Genomic DNA, 15,751 nt, shown 5'->3' on the forward strand with positions numbered 1-15,751 from the left:
TGAACCTCCTCCAAGAGTGTGGTTACAAATGTAACTGTCTATTTTGTAACTATCAAGGAAGCCATGAGCGACAAGACTGTCACGGGTGATTTCGATCTCGATCAGTTTCTGCCGTTTCGCCTCAATCGGGCGGCGGAGTTTATCGCGCTGCGCTTTGCCGCTGCCTACAAGGCCGAATATGGCCTGACGCGGCCGGAGTGGCGCACATTGGCGGCGCTCGGAAGCTCCGGGCGGATGACGGCCACGGAAGTCGGCGCCCACTCGACCATGCACAAGACCAAGGTCAGCCGGGCGGTCTTTGCGCTGGAGGAACGCCGCTGGCTGAAGCGGACCCAGCATGAAGAGGACCGCCGTGTCGAGCATCTGGAACTCACCGCCGCCGGTGCCAAGGCTTATCAGGAACTGACGCGGCTGGCGCGTGACTATTCGGCGGAACTCGAAACGTTGTTGGGACAGGATGGCCTCAAAGCGCTGTCATCCGGGCTGGCCGCCGTTGAAGGCGTGATGGTGAAGCCGGGCTGATGATGCGCGTCAGTGCCTGCCGCGTTGACGCACCGGCAACCCTTGAAAATCCTTCAGCGTTGCCAGCACGATCGAGGTCTTGACGTGCTGCACGCTGTCATGCGGCAGGAGCACATCGTTGACGAAGTGCGAAAGCCCGGAAAGATCGTAGGTCACGACCTTGAGGTGATAGTCCATCTCGCCGGTCAGGGCGTAGCATTCCAGCACTTCCGGCAGGTCGGCGATCAGGGCGGCGAAGCGCTTGGCGTTGTCGCGATTGTGGGTCGCAAGTGTAACGGCGATCACCACCATGAGATCAAGCCCCAGCCTGGCGCGATCGAGCACGGCCCGGTAGCCGTGAATGAACCCTTCCGTCTCCAGTCTTGCCCGCCGTCTGGAACATTGCGACGGCGACAGGGCGATCCGTTCCGACAGTTCGTTGTTGGTCAGACGGCCATCACCCTGCAATTCGGCGAGGATCTTGAGGTCATAGCCATCCATCTGTTCCATTCGTGCAGATATCCTCAATTGTATGCATGAACCGTGCGTATAATTCCGATAGTATGCGCAAGAATGCAAGAACAATGCATGAAATTTGCGTCATGATGGTCCTTGAGCTGAAGCTTTGAGGAGAGAACCATGGGACCCTTCCCGCATGATGCGCCGCCGACAGGCATCACCACCGAAAACCCGGCCGGCACCGACGGTTTCGAGTTCGTCGAGTTTGCCCATCCCGAGCCGGAAAAGCTGCGCGAGCTTTTCACCCGCATGGGCTATGTCTGTGTCGCCCGGCACCGTGCCAAGGATATCAGCGTCTGGCGCCAGGGCGATATCAATTACATCCTGAATGCCGAGCCGGGCAGCCATGCCATGCGCTTCGTCGGCGATCACGGCCCCTGCGCGCCGTCCATGGCCTGGCGTGTCGTCGATGCCAGGCATGCCTTCGCGCATGCTGTCTCGAAGGGCGCGACGCCCTACGAAGGCACGGACAAGGCGCTCGACGTTCCGGCCATTGTCGGCATCGGCGGTTCGCTGCTCTATTTCATCGAGACCTATGGCAAGAAGGGTTCGCCCTATGAGGCCGAATTCGACTGGCTGGGCGAGCGCGATCCGAAGCCGGCAGGCGTCGGTTTCTATTATCTCGATCACCTCACCCACAACGTCTATCGCGGCAACATGGACACGTGGTGGGATTTCTACCGCGAACTGTTCGGCTTCAAGCAGATCCATTTCTTCAATATCGATGGGCGCATCACGGGCCTGACGAGCCGGGCGATTACCTCGCCCTGCGGCAAGATCCGCATTCCGCTGAACGAGTCCAAGGACGACACCAGCCAGATCGAGGAATATCTGCGCAAGTACAAGGGCGAGGGCATCCAGCACATCGCCGTCGGAACGGACGGTATCTACGAGGCGACCGACAAGCTGGCCGACAACGGCCTGAAGTTCATGCCCGGCCCGCCGGAGACCTATTACGAACTGTCGCACGACCGCGTGAACGGCCATGACGAGCCGATCGAGCGGATGAAGCAGCACGGCATCCTGATCGACGGCGAGGGCGTGGTGGATGGCGGCCTGACCCGCATCCTGTTGCAGATATTCTCGAAGACCGTGATCGGACCGATCTTCTTCGAATTCATCCAGCGCAAGGGCGATGAAGGGTTCGGCGAAGGCAACTTCCGCGCCCTGTTCGAATCGATCGAGGCGGACCAGATCCGGCGCGGCGTGCTGCACCCGGCTGCAGCCGAGTAGCGGATCAGCCTACGCCGATATCAGCTCTGCGCGGATCAACCCGCGCAGCGAGTTGCCCATATAGAGCGTGCCGTTCTGCAGGTCTTTCAGCGTCAGGCGCTGCACGCGGGCGCGGCGGGCGCAGATCAGTTCGGTGCGCAGCACCCCGGCCAGCAATCCATAGGCGATCGGCGGCGTTTTCAGGATGCCCGATCCGTCGTCAAGGAAGATCGAGGTGATCGTGCCTTCGCAGGGCTCGCCCTTTTCGTTGAGCAGCAGCACTTCATCCGCCTCCGTCGCCGGGTATTCGGTGCGCGCCATCTCGTAGACCGCGCGCCGGGTGGTCTTGTGGCGCAGGAGCGTGTTGGTGGAGTGAAGGCGGGTCGTGGCGATCGCGACACGCCAGACGGTACCGTCCGGCAGGGGTGTGAAGGGTGCTGTGGTGATGGCGATTTCGCCGGTAGGGCTGAGCGTCAGGCGGATGCGGAGGGGGGCTTGATCTTTGGTTGTCTTGTCGGGGTTACCCCCCTCTGTCGGCCGGGCCGACATCTCCTCCTCAAGGGAGGAGATCAATCCGGAGTCGACCTCAAGGGGGGATGTGTCCCGAGCGATCTCCCCCCTTGAGGGGGAGATGCCCGACAGGGCAGAGGGGGGTAGACTTTCCCCAAGCACGTCAGCCAGCTTTTCCGCCGCCTTCTCCGCTCCCGGAAACCCCAGCCGTCCGGCCGAGCGCTTCAGCCGGGCCAGATGCAGCCGCAGGCGAACGATGCCGGTGCGGGACTCCCATCGCATCGTCTCGATCAGCGAGAAATCATTCATCGTTCGATCCAGGCATCGCCGACGGCGAAGCGGGCCTTCAGCAGGCATTCCTCGTATTCCGCCTCGGCGGTCGAATCGAAGACGATGCCGCCGCCGACATTGAAGATGGCTTCGCCTTCCGGGAAAAGCGAGAGGGTGCGGATGGCGACATTGAAACGCATGGTACCATCCGGTGCGATGAAGCCGATCGAGCCGCAATAGGCATCGCGCGGTCCGTCTTCGAGATCATGGAGGATTTCCATCGCCCTCATCTTCGGCGTGCCGGTGACGGAGCCGCAGGGGAACAGCGCCTCGAAAATCTGCGCGATGCCGATATCGGGCAGAAGTTTGGCCCGGACATGACTGACCATCTGGTGCACGGTCGGATAGGTCTCGATATCGAACAGCTTCGGCACATCGAGCGTGCCGACCTCGGTGATGCGCGAAATATCGTTGCGCAGGAGATCGACGATCATCCGGTTTTCGGCCTGGGACTTGGGGTCCTCGCGCATTTCGCGGATGAGATCCTGATCCTCGGCCGGTGTCGCGCCGCGCCGCGCGGTGCCTTTCATCGGATGCGTCTCGATCCAGCCGTCGCTGTCGACCCGGAAGAACAGTTCGGGCGAGCGCGACAAAAGGATCGGACCATCGAGCGAAACGAGCGCGCCGTATTTCACCGGCTGCCGCTCGATCAGCGACCAGAAGGCGGCGAGCGGATCGCCGTTCCAGCGGGCGCTGACCGGCATGGTCAGGTTCGCCTGGTAGCAATCGCCCTGCCGCAGATGCTGGTGCAGCCGGTCGAAGCGCTGTCTGTAGGCGTCGAAGTTCCAGCGTGCGCGGGGCTCGGTGATGAACGGCTCGTTCTCGACGCGGCGCCGGGGTTCGGCGAGCGGATGCTTTTGTGCAGGCGCGTCGAAGATGCCGAACGACATCAGCGGGGTACGGCGGTTTTCCTCGGCGAAGGGGGCGAGCTTCCTTTCGAAGAGGTGTCCCGCCTCGTAGCTCATGAAGCCGGCAAGCCATTTTCCGGATTTGTGCGCGGCGTCCATGTCCGCGAGGCCGCGCCAGAAGTCCGCTTGCGTGCGAGCGGTGATGACGCGTGACGGCTCGGCGAAGACAGTCGTTCTGTCTTCGCTGTCGTCCCGGAACAGAACATAGGGGCCGGTGTCGGTCATGCTGTTCACAGTGGTGTCCGTAAGGATCCTCGGGTCAGGCCCGAGGATGACGGAGAATGGGCGCGCGATGACAGAGGACGGGTGCACGCTGGCGAAGAACGGGGCTGCCTATGGTATGCCGGCAGCGGCGTTCCCGCCAGCCAAGCCTGCAGATCGTCATCCTCGGGCCTGACCCGAGGATCCATGCCGGCATCCGCAAAGCTCGCTGTCATCTTCCATACCTGCTCAAGAATTACGCCTGCCTATCAAGCGCCTCGAGCTCGTCGATCAGCCCCTCCAGCATCGACAGGCCCTGTGCCCAGAACGACGGATCGGTGGCATCGAGGCCAAAGGGGGCGAGCAGTTCGGAGTGATGCTTGGTGCCGCCAGCCTTCAAAAGCTCGAAATACTTTTCCTGGAAGCCGGTTTCGGCCTTCTGGTAGACGGCATAGAGCGAGTTTACCAGGCAATCGCCGAAAGCATAGGCGTAGACGTAGAAGGGCGAATGGATGAAGTGGGGGATATAGGCCCAATAGGTCTCGTAACCCTCGGAAATCCGGATCGCTGGTCCGAGGCTTTCCTCCTGCACCGACAGCCAGAGCTGGCCGATATCATCAGCCGTCAGTTCGCCGTTCTTGCGGGCGGTGTGGACCTTGCGCTCGAACTCGTAGAAGGCGATCTGTCGCACGACCGTGTTGATCATGTCCTCGACCTTCTGGGCGAGCATGGCCTTGCGTTCGCGCTTGTCCCTGGTCTTGTCGAGCAGCGCCCGGAAGGTCAGCATTTCGCCGAAGACGGAGGCGGTTTCAGCCAGCGTCAGCGGCGTCGAGGCCATCAGCGCGCCCTGGCCGCCGGCCAGAACCTGATGCACGCCATGTCCGAGTTCGTGGGCGAGCGTCATCACGTCACGCGGCTTGCCCATATAATTGACCAGCACATAGGGATGCGCCGAGGGCACGGTCGGATGCGCAAACGCGCCGGGCGCCTTGCCGGGACGCACCGGGGCGTCGATCCAGCCGCCATCGAAGAAGCGGCGGGCGATATCGGCCATTTCCGGCTGGAAAGCCCCATAGGCCGACAGCACGGTTTCCTTGGCCTCGCTCCAGGGAATGAGCGTCGTCGGGCTTTCCGGCAGCGGCGCGTTGCGGTCCCAGAATTCCATCTGTTCCATACCGAGCCACTTTGCCTTCATCGCATAGTAGCGGTGCGACAGGCGCGGATAGGCATCCTTCACGGCAGTGGCCAATGCGTCGACCACATCGCGTTCGACACGGTTGGCCAGGTGGCGAAAGTCAGCAATATCGTCGAAGCCACGCCAGCGTTTTTCAATTTCCTTGTCCTTGGCGAGCGTGTTGGTGATCAGCGTGAAGGTGCGGATATTGGCCTTGAAGGTTTCAGTCAGCGCTTGCGCCGCCTTCTTGCGGGTGGCCGGGTCGGCTTCCTGCAGCATGCTCAGTGTCACTTCGAGCGGCAAGGTTTCACCATCGATCGTGAAGGTCAGCGCAGCCATCGTCTCATCGAACAGCCGGTTGAAGGCACCGGCGCCGGTCATGGACTTTTCGAGGAACAGTTGCTCGATCTTGTCATCAAGCTGGTAGGGCTTGTCCATGCGCAGATCGACGATCCACGGCTTGTAATGGGCTGTCAGCGTGTCGTTTTCGAGCGCCGCATCGATGACAGAATCGTCGATCCGGTTCATTTCCAGCGAGAAAAACAGCAGATGGCTGGCCATATCGGTCAGTTTCGACTGGGCGTCGCCATAGAGCTTGCCGTTGGCCGGGCTGGACGTGTCGGAGAAATAGGTGAGGCCCGCAAAGGAGCCGATCTTGCCCATCAGGTCTTCGAGCGCTTCGAATTCCCGCACGGCCGCGCCGATGCCTTCGTCGCCGGCAAGCGTTGCCGCCTGCGCCAGCTTGCCCTTCCATTTGGTCTCGAATGCCAGCGACAGGGTTTCTGCTTTCGCCATGTCGCCGAGATATTCCTGCGATGTCGCCGAAGGGTAGAGATCCTCCAGTTTCCATGAGGGCAGGTCACCCAGCCCACTGGTTTCCGCAGCGCCGGACGTGGCGGCACGGGCGATGGATGAGAGGATCTGGAAAGAGGGTAGATGATGCATGAGCGGTCACTCTTTTTGTCAAGGCCGGGCGGCGAAGCGGACAGGCGGATATGGGCCATGACCTAACGTCGGCAATGGTTAAAATGCAAGCATTTCTCAAAAGAGGATTTTCAGGCCTTTCTGACAGGAATGTTTCTCACGATGCGGCACATGACGTGCCGATCGGGTTCTACGCGGAAGCAGGAGGCCTTCATGACATCCCAAATTCTCGTCATCGATGACGATCCGGTCCAGCGCCGGCTGCTGACGAACATGATCGAGCGCCTCGGTCATATTGCGCATCTGGCCGACAATGGCCGTAGCGGTCTCGAGCTTCTGGAACGCAAGCGCGGCCTGATCAGCGTCATCCTGCTTGACCTGATGATGCCGGAAATGAACGGCCATGGGTTTCTCGAAGCGGTTGCCGAGCGCGGCATCGACACGCCCGTCATCGTCCAGACGGGGCAGGGCGGCATCGAGACGGTGGTTCTGGCCATGCAGGCCGGCGCCTTCGATTTCGTCGTCAAGCCGGTTTCGCCCGAGCGCCTCAGCGTTGCCATCACCAATGCCCTGAAACTGGAGCACCGCGATAGCAAGGGGCGTGTGCCAAAACGCTCGCGCAGCGGCTCCGTCGGTTTCGACGATGTCGTCTCGGCAAGCCCGGCGATGATCCGGGTACTGGATCTTGCGCGCCGCGCCGCGCAGTCGAATATCCCGATCGTTCTCGAAGGCGAATCCGGCGTCGGCAAGGAAATGGTGGCGCGCGCCATCCAGCATGCGAGCGAGCGCGCCAACAAGCCTTTCGTCACGGTCAACTGCGGTGCCATCCCGCACAATCTGGTCGAAAGCATTCTCTTCGGCCATGAGAAGGGTGCCTTTACCGGCGCCACCGAAAAACATTCCGGCAAGTTTGCCGATGCCGACGGCGGCACGTTGTTCCTCGACGAGATCGGCGATCTGCCGCTCGAAGTCCAGGTGAAGCTTCTGCGCGCCGTGCAGCAGGGCGAGATCGAGACGATCGGCGCCCGCCATCCGCAGAAGGTCAATGTCCGGCTGATCTCGGCCACCAACAAGGACCTGATCAACGAGGTGCGCGAAGGCCGTTTCCGCGAGGATCTTTACTACCGGCTGAATGTTTTCCCCATCGCCATTCCGGCGCTGCGCCGCCGCAAGGAGGATATCCCGGTTCTGGTACGCACCTTTGTCGAGCGTTTTGCGCTGGAGCAGAGACTGTCTGCATCGCTCTCCGTTTCGAGCGGGGCGATGGCGCTTTTGACCGCCTATGACTGGCCGGGCAATATCCGCCAGCTGGAGAACGCCATCTTCCGGGCCGTCGTTCTTGCCGAAGGCGCCGAGCTTACGGTCAAGGATTTCCCGCAGATCGCCACGCAGATCCCCGGCTATGTCGTCGCGGAAAAGTCGGGCTTCACCTGGGAAGAAACCGGGCCGAGCGGACTGCCGATCGCCGATGCCGATCATCTGCCGCCGGTCTATCCGCATTTCAGCGCTGCCGAGAAAGCGGATACGCGCCATGCCGCCGCCGACCAACATCCGGAAAACGCGATTGCGAGCGTCGACGATGGTGGAAATGTGCGAAAACTGGCAGATGTCGAAGAGGAACTGATTCGTTTCGCGCTGAAATTCTACCGCGGACAGATGAGCCAGGTGGCGCGGAAACTCGGCATCGGCCGCTCGACGCTCTACCGCAAACTCAAGGATTACGGGATCAATCCCGACGATCCCTTCAGCGAAGCCGCGTAAGGCGACGGATAACAATCCGTCGCGATCCCTCGTATTTGGCTGTTGTCGTTTAGACCTTGTTAGTGAACCATTCACTATATTATAAGGATAACCGATGACTGTGGCATATATGCCATGCTGTCACCGTAATTGACAGTCATCTGAGCAGCCACGGGACGCATTGTCCGTCGGACGGGGATTGAGTTTGCAAAATTTGTTCGGATTCAAGAAGCCTAACGGCTCCGTGATAACCCGCTTTTGCGCCGCGGTGGCCCGTAAGACGCCGCGTGTTCTCGCATCGCTTCTGATTGCCGCTTCCATGGTGACCCCTGGCTTTGCTCCGCCCGTCGAGGCGGCCGGCCAGACGCGGACGCTCAAGCTCTATTTCATTCACACACAGGAAAAAGCCTCGATCACGTTCAAGCGCAATGGCCGCTACGACGCGAAGGGCCTGCAGGAAATCAACCGTTTCCTGCGCGACTGGCGCCGCAATGAACCGACGAAGATGGATCCGCGTCTTCTCGACCTCGTCTGGGAAGTCTACCAGAAGAGCGGTTCGCGCGATTATATCCACGTGGTTTCGGCCTACCGTTCGCCGGCCACCAACGGCATGCTGCGGTCGCGTTCCAAGGGCGTGGCCGAAAAGAGCCAGCATATGCTTGGCAAGGCGATGGATTTCTATCTGCCCGACGTCAAGCTGAAGACGCTGCGCGAAATCGGCATGAAGTTCCAGGTGGGTGGCGTCGGTTATTATCCGACGTCAGGCTCGCCGTTCGTGCACATGGATGTCGGCGGCGTTCGCGCCTGGCCGCGCATGAGCCGCGACGAACTTGCCCGCCTCTTCCCCGATGGAAAGACCATGCATGTTCCGTCCGACGGCAAACCGTTGCCGGGTTATGAACTGGCTGTGGCCGATTACAAGCGCCGCGTCGGTGCCAGCGCCATCGAAGTGGCTGGCGGCGGCGCCAAGGGGGCGGGCGACAAGGATACGACCAAGCGCCGGGGCAACCTGTTTGCGATGCTGTTCGGCGGCGGTGGCGACGAGGATGAAGAACCCAATGCAATCGCCAGTGGCGAACTCGAAGGTGCCGGCGAGCAGCAGGTTGCCAAGGCTCCTGTAGCCAAGGCGCAGGCGACGCAGGTTGCCGCAGGGCAGCCGGCGGCCCTTCCGGGCGTGGACAATGCGGCTCAGCAGACGGCTGTCGCGGCCCCGGTTCCCGGCGTCAGGCCTGCATTCAAGGATGCGCCGGCTGACGGCGGCATCCAGACGGCGCTGGTGGCGCCGACCCGGAATACCGTGACCGCGCAGGAAGCCTGGGCAGCGGCTTTGCCGCAGCCGGCAGCCACCGAAAGCGAATATGCCGATTTGAACGCCTACAAGATTCCGGTGCCGCAAATGCTTGGCAAACGCGGCGCGAACGGCGATGCCGGCAGCGATATGCTGATGGCCTCGACGGATCCGAATGCCGCGGTGCTGCCTGACGATGTCGCAGCCCTTGGTTTCGTCCCGGTTCCGGGCGCGCGTCCGGCAGGCGAGGAAGCCTTGATGGCCGTGGCCGACGCCAATGTCGCCGTGCCGTCCTTTGCCGAGCGGGCCCAGCCGCAGGCCGTTGCCCAGGCGCAGCGGCCGGTGGACGCCGCTGCCACGGCGCAGACGCGTGTCGCCCTGGCGCAGCCGACGCGGCAGGAGCAGCAGCCACCGGTCGAGATGGCCGCTTTCGTCCCGCAGTCCGGGGCGCAAGCCCGTGCCGCGATCTTTGACGATGCTTTCGAAACCAATGCCGAAGCGCCGACCAAAGGCAAGCGCCCGAAGAAGCAGGAGGCCGATGCGGCAACGCGGTCGTCCGTCCGGACCGAGCCGAAGCTGACGCAGCAGATCATTTCCTCGTGGGCTCTGACGAACGGCCGTATGGCGACCCTGTCGAAGCCGGTGAAGGCGCCGCGTTTCGTGAGCAAGCAGCTGCGCGCCTCGCCGACGACGGTCTATTCCGCCGGTTTCTCGAACGATACCGTCGCCATCGATACGGCCCGGTTCAGCGGCAATGCGGTCAATTTCATGGAAGTGAAGAAGTTCAGCAGCAATTGATCTTCTCCTCTGATCTCATGCAGTCGTAAAAAAACCCGCCTAGGCGGGTTTTTTGTTGGTTGCGGCTGAGCCGTCTTATTCCGCTTCCGGCGCTTCGATCATGCCGAGCGCTGCGAGATAGGTGTCGAGGATGGCTTCCTGTTCCATGCGCTCGTCCTTGTCCTGCTTGCGGATGGCGATGACCTTTTTCAGGATCTTCGTATCGAAGCCGGTTCCCTTTGCTTCGCCGTACACATCCTTGATGTCATCGGCGATGGTCTTCTTCTCTTCTTCCAGTCGCTCGATCCGCTCGATGAAAGAGCGGAGCTGATCGCGGGCGACGCCGTGGGCATCCGACATGGTCTTCTCCTTGTTGGGGGATGAATGGGTTGGGGGATGAATGGGGTTGGGACTTGAATTTGTGAGGCTGTGACCTGCCGTGAAGCGCGTTCAAGGTCAAGTGACATTGCGTAACATCACGCGAATTTCCGACCTTTGGAGGCCTTGGCGATGCTACGCCTCCTTCGGCTTGCTTGTCTCGAAGGCGGCCTTTTGCTGGGCTGATGCTTCCTGCTGGTTCAGCGCCCGCCATTCGTCATAGGGCATGCCGTAGACGATTTCACGGGACGTTTCCTTGTCCATCGGCACGCCGGCAGCATTGGCCGCATCGCGATACCAGTTGGACAGACAGTTGCGGCAAAAGCCAGCCAGGTTCATCAGGTCGATGTTCTGCACGTCGCTGCGTTCGCGCAGATGGGCAACGAGGCGGCGAAAGGCGGCGGCTTCGAATTCAAGCTGTTGTTGCGGCGTCAAGTCGCTCATCGTCGGTCTCTTTCCACTGTCGTCAGAATGCGTAGGGCCCCGTGCGGGAAGGATAACGTTTAATTTCGTGCAATTCAGGGCGCGCGTTCAAACCGGCAAAAATCGGCCCAAGCCGCTCGTCCCATTCCGCCACGCCGCTGTCGTCGCCAATCAGGTCCTGGCGGACTTCGATCAGCGCATGGGCCAATCCGGTTTCCATGCAGTGGCGGAACATCGTGTCGCCGCGCAGGGCGCCGTCATAGGGCTCGTTGTCGCCGACCAGAATGTCGCCGGGCGCCTCGAGCGCCTCGATCAGCGGATGCACCGCGCGCGGATCGTTGTCCCACAGGATGGCGGCATGCCAGGGCCGGGGCACGCCTTTCCAGGCGGGCGTGTAGGAATGAACGGAGATAATCAGCGGCGCCTTGCCACTGGCTGTGCCGACGGCGGCGATCGTCTGCGAAACGGCGCGGTGATAGGGGCGGTGGAAACGGTTGAGGCGGCTTTCCCATTCCTGCGGGGTGATCGGGTGGTTGCCGGGAATGATGGCGCCGTCGGAAATCTTCATGATCAGCGTCGGGTCGTCCTCGCCGCGGTTCGGATCGATCAGCAGCCGCGAAAAGCAGCTGAGGACGGCGGGAACGCCGAGACGCTTAGCCAGACGGCGGACGAGCGGCTCCACGCCGATGTCGTAGGCGATATGCCGGGCGAAGGCGCTTTCCGGCAGGCCGAGCCGATCATATTCCGGTGGCAGCCGGTTCGTAGCGTGATCGGCCAGAAGCACCAGCCCTGCGGCCGGGTTTCCCTCAATGATCTCGAAAGATGCTGTTTCCGGCATACGGTATCAACTCGTTATAGGCTTGATGAAATTTGATCGCATGCTGCGGTGGTAATCGCAAGACAATGGCGAATTTGCGATGTTTCGGACAACAAAAAGCCCGATGTAATCGATTAGAGTCGCGTTGACATTCGAGCCCCACCGTCGCAAGAAAGTGCCACGACAAATCACAACGGAGACCCATTGGAAACCGTGTCCAGATATCCTTTTTTCAGGCTGAATCTGCGGAACTGGTCCTTGAGCGCCGCTCTCCTCTTCGTTCTGGCAGGGTTTTCGCCAGTTTTGATCGCGAGTGAAGCGCATGCCGAGTTCCGCGTCTGCAATGGTACCCAGAATCTGGTCGGCGTGGCCATCGGCTACCGGGCCAAGGAAGGCTGGATCACGGAAGGATGGTGGCAGGTTCCTGCGACCACCTGCGCGACCCTGATCGAGGGCGAGCTCCAATCACGATACTATTACCTCTACGCTGAGGATGCTGCCCGCGGCGGGCGCTGGACGGGCGACGTCAACATGTGCGTCGCCGAAAACGAGTTCAAGGTCACGGGCGTGCAGGATTGCTTCGCGCGCGGCTTCCAGCGGATGGGGTTCAAGGAATACGACACGGGGCGTCAAGGGAGCTGGATGGTTCAGTTGTCCGATACCCCAGCGACTCAAGAAAGCCACAACTGATGAAGCGGAATAGAAAAGTCAAAATCCTCGCAACGCTCGGACCGGCATCGAGCGAAGAAGAGATGATCCAGAAGCTGCATGAGGCGGGAGCTGATCTTTTCCGGATCAACATGAGCCATGCCAGCCATGACATGATGCGCACGCTGATCAAGCGCATCCGCAATGTCGAAGCGCGCTGCGGCCGCCCGATCGGCATTCTGGCCGACCTTCAGGGCCCGAAACTGCGCGTCGGCAAGTTTGCCGCCGGCAAGGTCGATCTCGTTCCGGGACAGACCTTCACGCTCGACAACAAGGACGAGCCGGGCGACGCGACCCGTGTCTACCTGCCGCATCCGGAAATCCTGGAATCGGTCAAGGCCGGCCACCGCCTGCTGATCGACGACGGCAAGCTGCATCTGCGTGCTGAAAAGTCCGACGGCAAGAGCATCGTCTGCACCGTTATCGCCGGTACCAAGATTTCCGACCGCAAGGGCGTCAGCCTGCCCGATACGCTGCTCAGCGTCGGCGCCTTGACCGAAAAGGACCGGGCCGACCTCGACGCCGTGCTTGAGACCGAGGATGTCGACTGGGTCGCACTGTCGTTCATTCAGCGTCCGGAGGATCTGTCTGAGGTCCGCAAGATCTCGCGCGGCCGTGTCGGCCTGATGTCGAAGATCGAAAAGCCGCAGGCGATCGAGCGGATCGACGAGATTATCGAGCTTTCGGATGCGCTGATGGTTGCCCGTGGCGACCTCGGCGTGGAAATGCCGCTGGAAGCCGTTCCGGGCCTGCAGAAGCAGCTGATCCGTGCTGCCCGCCGCGCCGGCAAGCCGGTCGTCGTCGCCACGCAGATGCTGGAATCGATGATCTCGGCTCCCGTCCCGACACGCGCCGAAGTCTCCGACGTTGCCACCGCCGTGTTCGAAGGTGCCGACGCGATCATGCTGTCGGCCGAATCCGCTTCCGGCGATTATCCGGTCGAATCGGTTGCCACCATGGCATCGATTGCCAGCAAGATCGAAACAGACCCGCATTATCCGGGCATCATCTACGCCCAGCGCACGCCGCCGGAAGCCACCGGCGCCGATGCGATTTCGCTGGCAGCCCACCAGATCGCCGAAACGCTCAAGCTCTCGGCCATCGTCTGTTATACCTCGTCCGGCACGACCGGCCTGCGTGCCGCGCGCGAGCGTCCGCAGGTTCCGATTCTGGCCCTGTCGCCGGTCATCCAGACCGCGCGCCGTCTTGCCGTCGTCTGGGGCCTGCACTGCGTCGTCACTTCGGATGCGACCGACCTCGACGACATGGTCAACCGGGCCTGCCGCATCGTGGCGACCGAAGGTTTCGGCAAGCCGGGCGACCGGGTGATCATTTCGGCCGGTGTGCCGCTCGGAACGCCGGGCGCCACCAACATGCTGCGCATCGCCTATATCGGCTCTGATGGCCTCAGCGGCGTCTGAAGCAAGCCTTTGACCAATAAAAAACCGCCGGAGCGATCCGGCGGTTTTTTGTTTGGCGAGATGCCGGTCAGACGGTGATGCTGATGGGCACCGTCGCCGCGATACCTGTGCTGCCGAACGCAGCCTCCAGTCCCTGGATCGCCGCCTTCAGGCTGTCGCCGGACTGTTGCGCGTCCTGAACCGCGTCCTTGTCGGCGTCCTGTTCCTGGCGCATGCGGCGCAGTGCCTGTTCGAGAAGGGCCTTGATCTCCTGCGCCACGGCTTTGAAGTCCTGCAGCGTCTTGCGGTCGTCGGCGGAGATGCCTTGGCGCTCCGTGCCGTCCTCCATCGTGTCCTGATAGGCTTTCTGGGCGAAGGATGCATCGTTATCGGCGTTGTCGGTCTCAGCCGTTTCCGCGGAGGCTGTTGCCATCTGTCCGGCTGATGCTGCGGCAGTGTCCGCCGGAATTCCGGTTGCCGATCCGGCTGAAATCGCCGAGGCGAAGTCCTTGGCGGCCGCGCCGACCTCGCGGGCCAGGCGGCCCGCCTGCCGGGCAACGATTTCCGGATCGAAGCTCCAGCGGCGCAGGAATTCCAGCTCCTTCTTGGCGGCCTCCAGCTTTTCCTTGGCGCGGGCCTTGCGGTCGTCCGCATCGGCCTGGGCGGCGCTTTTCAGCGTCTCGAGCGTCCGTTGCAGTGGGCTGCGCTCTTCGGCTACCGCGGCAGAGCCGGCAGATGCGGTGCCTGATGCGGGTGCCGTGGCGCGGAACGGATAGGACGTGGCAATGCCGCCGATGTGCATGAATGGGCCTCCGGATTGAGGCGGCATGTTGTTGCCTGCAGCTTGTATGGGGCTGGTCAGGTGTCTGATGATGTTACTCGACGAGCACTATTTTTGCCTCGGCCTCGGCGGCGAGCTTATTCAGGTCACGCTTCTTGCCGGCCAGGGTTTCGATCGCGGCGATCGCCAGATCGGTGACGATGTAATCCGGCTTGTGACCGAGATTGTGGATGCGCAAGAGCGTCGAGCCGGCGATATCTTCATGCAGCTGGCGCGAGTGGATCTCGGGAAGCACCACGCGGTCGGTATCGCCGGTGATGATGACCGTCGGTGCCTTGATCTCCTTGTAGCGCGGCGATACCCGCTTCACATATTCCAGCAGGTTGGCGATATCGATGGCGTTGTTGCGAAAGGCGCGCGGCCGCAGCGCGAGATAGGCGGCCGTCTCCTCGATATAGCCATCGGGGCGGGGATTGGGCGCAAAGACCTGCCGGGTTGCCCTGTCGATCGAGGCGAGGCCCACGGGGGGCACCACGAGCGTGGAGAACAGCCAGCCGATGACAGGAATTTTCGCGGCGTCATAGTACCACTCGATGCCGCCCGGCCAGGGATGGGTGGCGGGCGACAGGAACAAGAGGCCTGCCACCATGTCCTTGTGATTGAGGGCAAAGCTCGCGGCGATCGCTCCGCCGAACGAATGACTGACGATGATCGCCTTGTTGATGCCGCGCTTGCGCATCAGCGCTGCGATGGCGTCGGCCTGGCCGTCCGGATAGGCATTCTGCGGGCCGCCGCGCTCGGAAAACCCAAGCCCCGGCCGGTCGAGAAACAGCATGCCGGCGCGTTCCTCGAGCTTGTCCCTGAAGGCAACCATCGGGTCGCGAAGGTTGGCGCTTGCTCCGTGGATGAAGACCAGCGTGGGAAGGTCGGCGGTCTTTGGGCGGGGAATGTAGACGCTGTTCATCCGGTAGCCACCGACGTCGATCAGTTCGCCCGTGTTCAGATTGTCTTTTTCGAAGGCCGCTGCCTGGTAGGCGCTGAAGCCAAACCCCACAACGAGGGCGGCAAGACATAGGGATGCGATGAACAGCATGGCTTTCCTGAAGACGACGGACATCGATCACTCTTCCGCGCGCTCGCGCAATCGGCCGGACGGGTTG

At 61.8% G+C, this 15,751-nt stretch carries 15 protein-coding genes; 6 read left to right on the forward strand and 9 right to left on the reverse strand.

What is annotated here, in order from left to right:
- Nucleotides 1–63 precede the first annotated feature (63 nt).
- Complete coding sequence (locus ADU59_RS12160; protein ID WP_068954384.1) at nt 64–522, forward strand: MarR family winged helix-turn-helix transcriptional regulator; 459 nt, start codon at nt 64–66, stop codon at nt 520–522.
- 9 nt (nt 523–531) lie between these two features.
- Here the strand turns inward: ADU59_RS12160 and ADU59_RS12165 are convergent, their stop codons facing one another.
- Nucleotides 532–1,011 (reverse strand): Lrp/AsnC family transcriptional regulator, encoded by a 480-nt coding sequence (locus tag ADU59_RS12165; protein ID WP_068954385.1) that lies wholly within the window; start codon nt 1,009–1,011, stop codon nt 532–534.
- Nucleotides 1,012–1,140: 129 nt separating this feature from the next.
- On the opposite strand from ADU59_RS12165, the gene hppD reads away from it, so the two are divergent.
- Nucleotides 1,141–2,253 carry a 4-hydroxyphenylpyruvate dioxygenase gene (gene hppD / locus ADU59_RS12170; protein ID WP_068954386.1) on the forward strand — a complete coding sequence of 371 codons (1,113 nt, stop codon included), beginning with the start codon at nt 1,141–1,143 and terminating at the stop codon, nt 2,251–2,253.
- Between the two features lie 9 nt (nt 2,254–2,262).
- On the opposite strand, the gene ADU59_RS12175 is transcribed toward hppD, so the two are convergent.
- The 3 genes from ADU59_RS12175 to ADU59_RS12185 form a co-directional block, all read right to left on the reverse strand.
- Nucleotides 2,263–3,051, reverse strand: a complete 789-nt coding sequence (locus ADU59_RS12175) for an aminotransferase class IV family protein (protein ID WP_244506412.1) — start codon at nt 3,049–3,051, stop codon at nt 2,263–2,265.
- A complete protein-coding gene (locus tag ADU59_RS12180; protein WP_068954387.1) occupies nt 3,048–4,205 on the reverse strand; it encodes an aminodeoxychorismate synthase component I in 1,158 nt (385 codons plus the stop codon). Before ADU59_RS12180 ends, ADU59_RS12175 begins: the two co-directional genes overlap by 4 nt.
- A 232-nt stretch (nt 4,206–4,437) precedes the next feature.
- Nucleotides 4,438–6,300: a M3 family oligoendopeptidase gene (locus tag ADU59_RS12185; RefSeq protein ID WP_068954388.1), complete on the reverse strand. Its 1,863-nt coding sequence runs from the start codon at nt 6,298–6,300 to the stop codon at nt 4,438–4,440.
- Nucleotides 6,301–6,492: 192 nt separating this feature from the next.
- Between ADU59_RS12185 and ADU59_RS12190 the strand changes: the two genes are divergently transcribed.
- Nucleotides 6,493–8,040, forward strand: a complete 1,548-nt coding sequence (locus tag ADU59_RS12190) for a sigma-54-dependent transcriptional regulator (RefSeq protein ID WP_068954542.1) — start codon at nt 6,493–6,495, stop codon at nt 8,038–8,040.
- Nucleotides 8,041–8,224: 184 nt separating this feature from the next.
- On the forward strand, nt 8,225–10,105 hold the full coding sequence (locus tag ADU59_RS12195) for a peptidoglycan L,D-endopeptidase MepK (protein ID WP_068954543.1): 1,881 nt from the start codon (nt 8,225–8,227) through the stop codon (nt 10,103–10,105).
- Between the two features lie 75 nt (nt 10,106–10,180).
- Here the strand turns inward: ADU59_RS12195 and ADU59_RS12200 are convergent, their stop codons facing one another.
- The 3 genes from ADU59_RS12200 to ADU59_RS12210 form a co-directional block, all read right to left on the reverse strand.
- Entirely contained in the window at nt 10,181–10,444 is a 264-nt protein-coding gene (locus tag ADU59_RS12200) for a DUF2312 domain-containing protein (RefSeq protein ID WP_056339810.1), read from the reverse strand.
- 153 nt (nt 10,445–10,597) lie between these two features.
- Nucleotides 10,598–10,906 (reverse strand): DUF1244 domain-containing protein, encoded by a 309-nt coding sequence (locus ADU59_RS12205; RefSeq protein WP_068954389.1) that lies wholly within the window; start codon nt 10,904–10,906, stop codon nt 10,598–10,600.
- Between the two features lie 22 nt (nt 10,907–10,928).
- Nucleotides 10,929–11,723, reverse strand: coding sequence for an N-formylglutamate amidohydrolase (locus ADU59_RS12210; protein ID WP_068954390.1), 795 nt, complete (start codon nt 11,721–11,723; stop codon nt 10,929–10,931).
- Between the two features lie 237 nt (nt 11,724–11,960).
- Here ADU59_RS12210 and ADU59_RS12215 point away from each other — a divergent pair, with 237 nt between their 5' ends.
- Together ADU59_RS12215 and pyk are read left to right on the forward strand one after the other, a co-directional pair.
- On the forward strand, nt 11,961–12,392 hold the full coding sequence (locus tag ADU59_RS12215; protein ID WP_068954544.1) for a DUF1036 domain-containing protein: 432 nt from the start codon (nt 11,961–11,963) through the stop codon (nt 12,390–12,392).
- Nucleotides 12,392–13,831 carry a pyruvate kinase gene (gene pyk, locus ADU59_RS12220; RefSeq protein WP_068954391.1) on the forward strand — a complete coding sequence of 480 codons (1,440 nt, stop codon included), beginning with the start codon at nt 12,392–12,394 and terminating at the stop codon, nt 13,829–13,831. The genes ADU59_RS12215 and pyk overlap by 1 nt, the downstream gene beginning before the upstream one ends.
- 67 nt (nt 13,832–13,898) lie before the next feature.
- On the opposite strand, the gene ADU59_RS12225 is transcribed toward pyk, so the two are convergent.
- Together ADU59_RS12225 and ADU59_RS12230 are read right to left on the reverse strand one after the other, a co-directional pair.
- Nucleotides 13,899–14,612: a hypothetical protein gene (locus tag ADU59_RS12225; RefSeq protein WP_068954392.1), complete on the reverse strand. Its 714-nt coding sequence runs from the start codon at nt 14,610–14,612 to the stop codon at nt 13,899–13,901.
- 73 nt (nt 14,613–14,685) lie between these two features.
- The gene (locus ADU59_RS12230) at nt 14,686–15,684 is read right to left on the reverse strand and encodes an alpha/beta fold hydrolase (RefSeq protein WP_068954545.1); all 999 of its coding nucleotides are present in this window, start codon (nt 15,682–15,684) and stop codon (nt 14,686–14,688) included.
- Between the last annotated feature and the right edge of the window lie 67 nt (nt 15,685–15,751).

The sequence above is a fragment of the Pararhizobium polonicum genome (assembly GCF_001687365.1).
Taxonomy (GTDB): domain Bacteria; phylum Pseudomonadota; class Alphaproteobacteria; order Rhizobiales; family Rhizobiaceae; genus Pararhizobium; species Pararhizobium polonicum.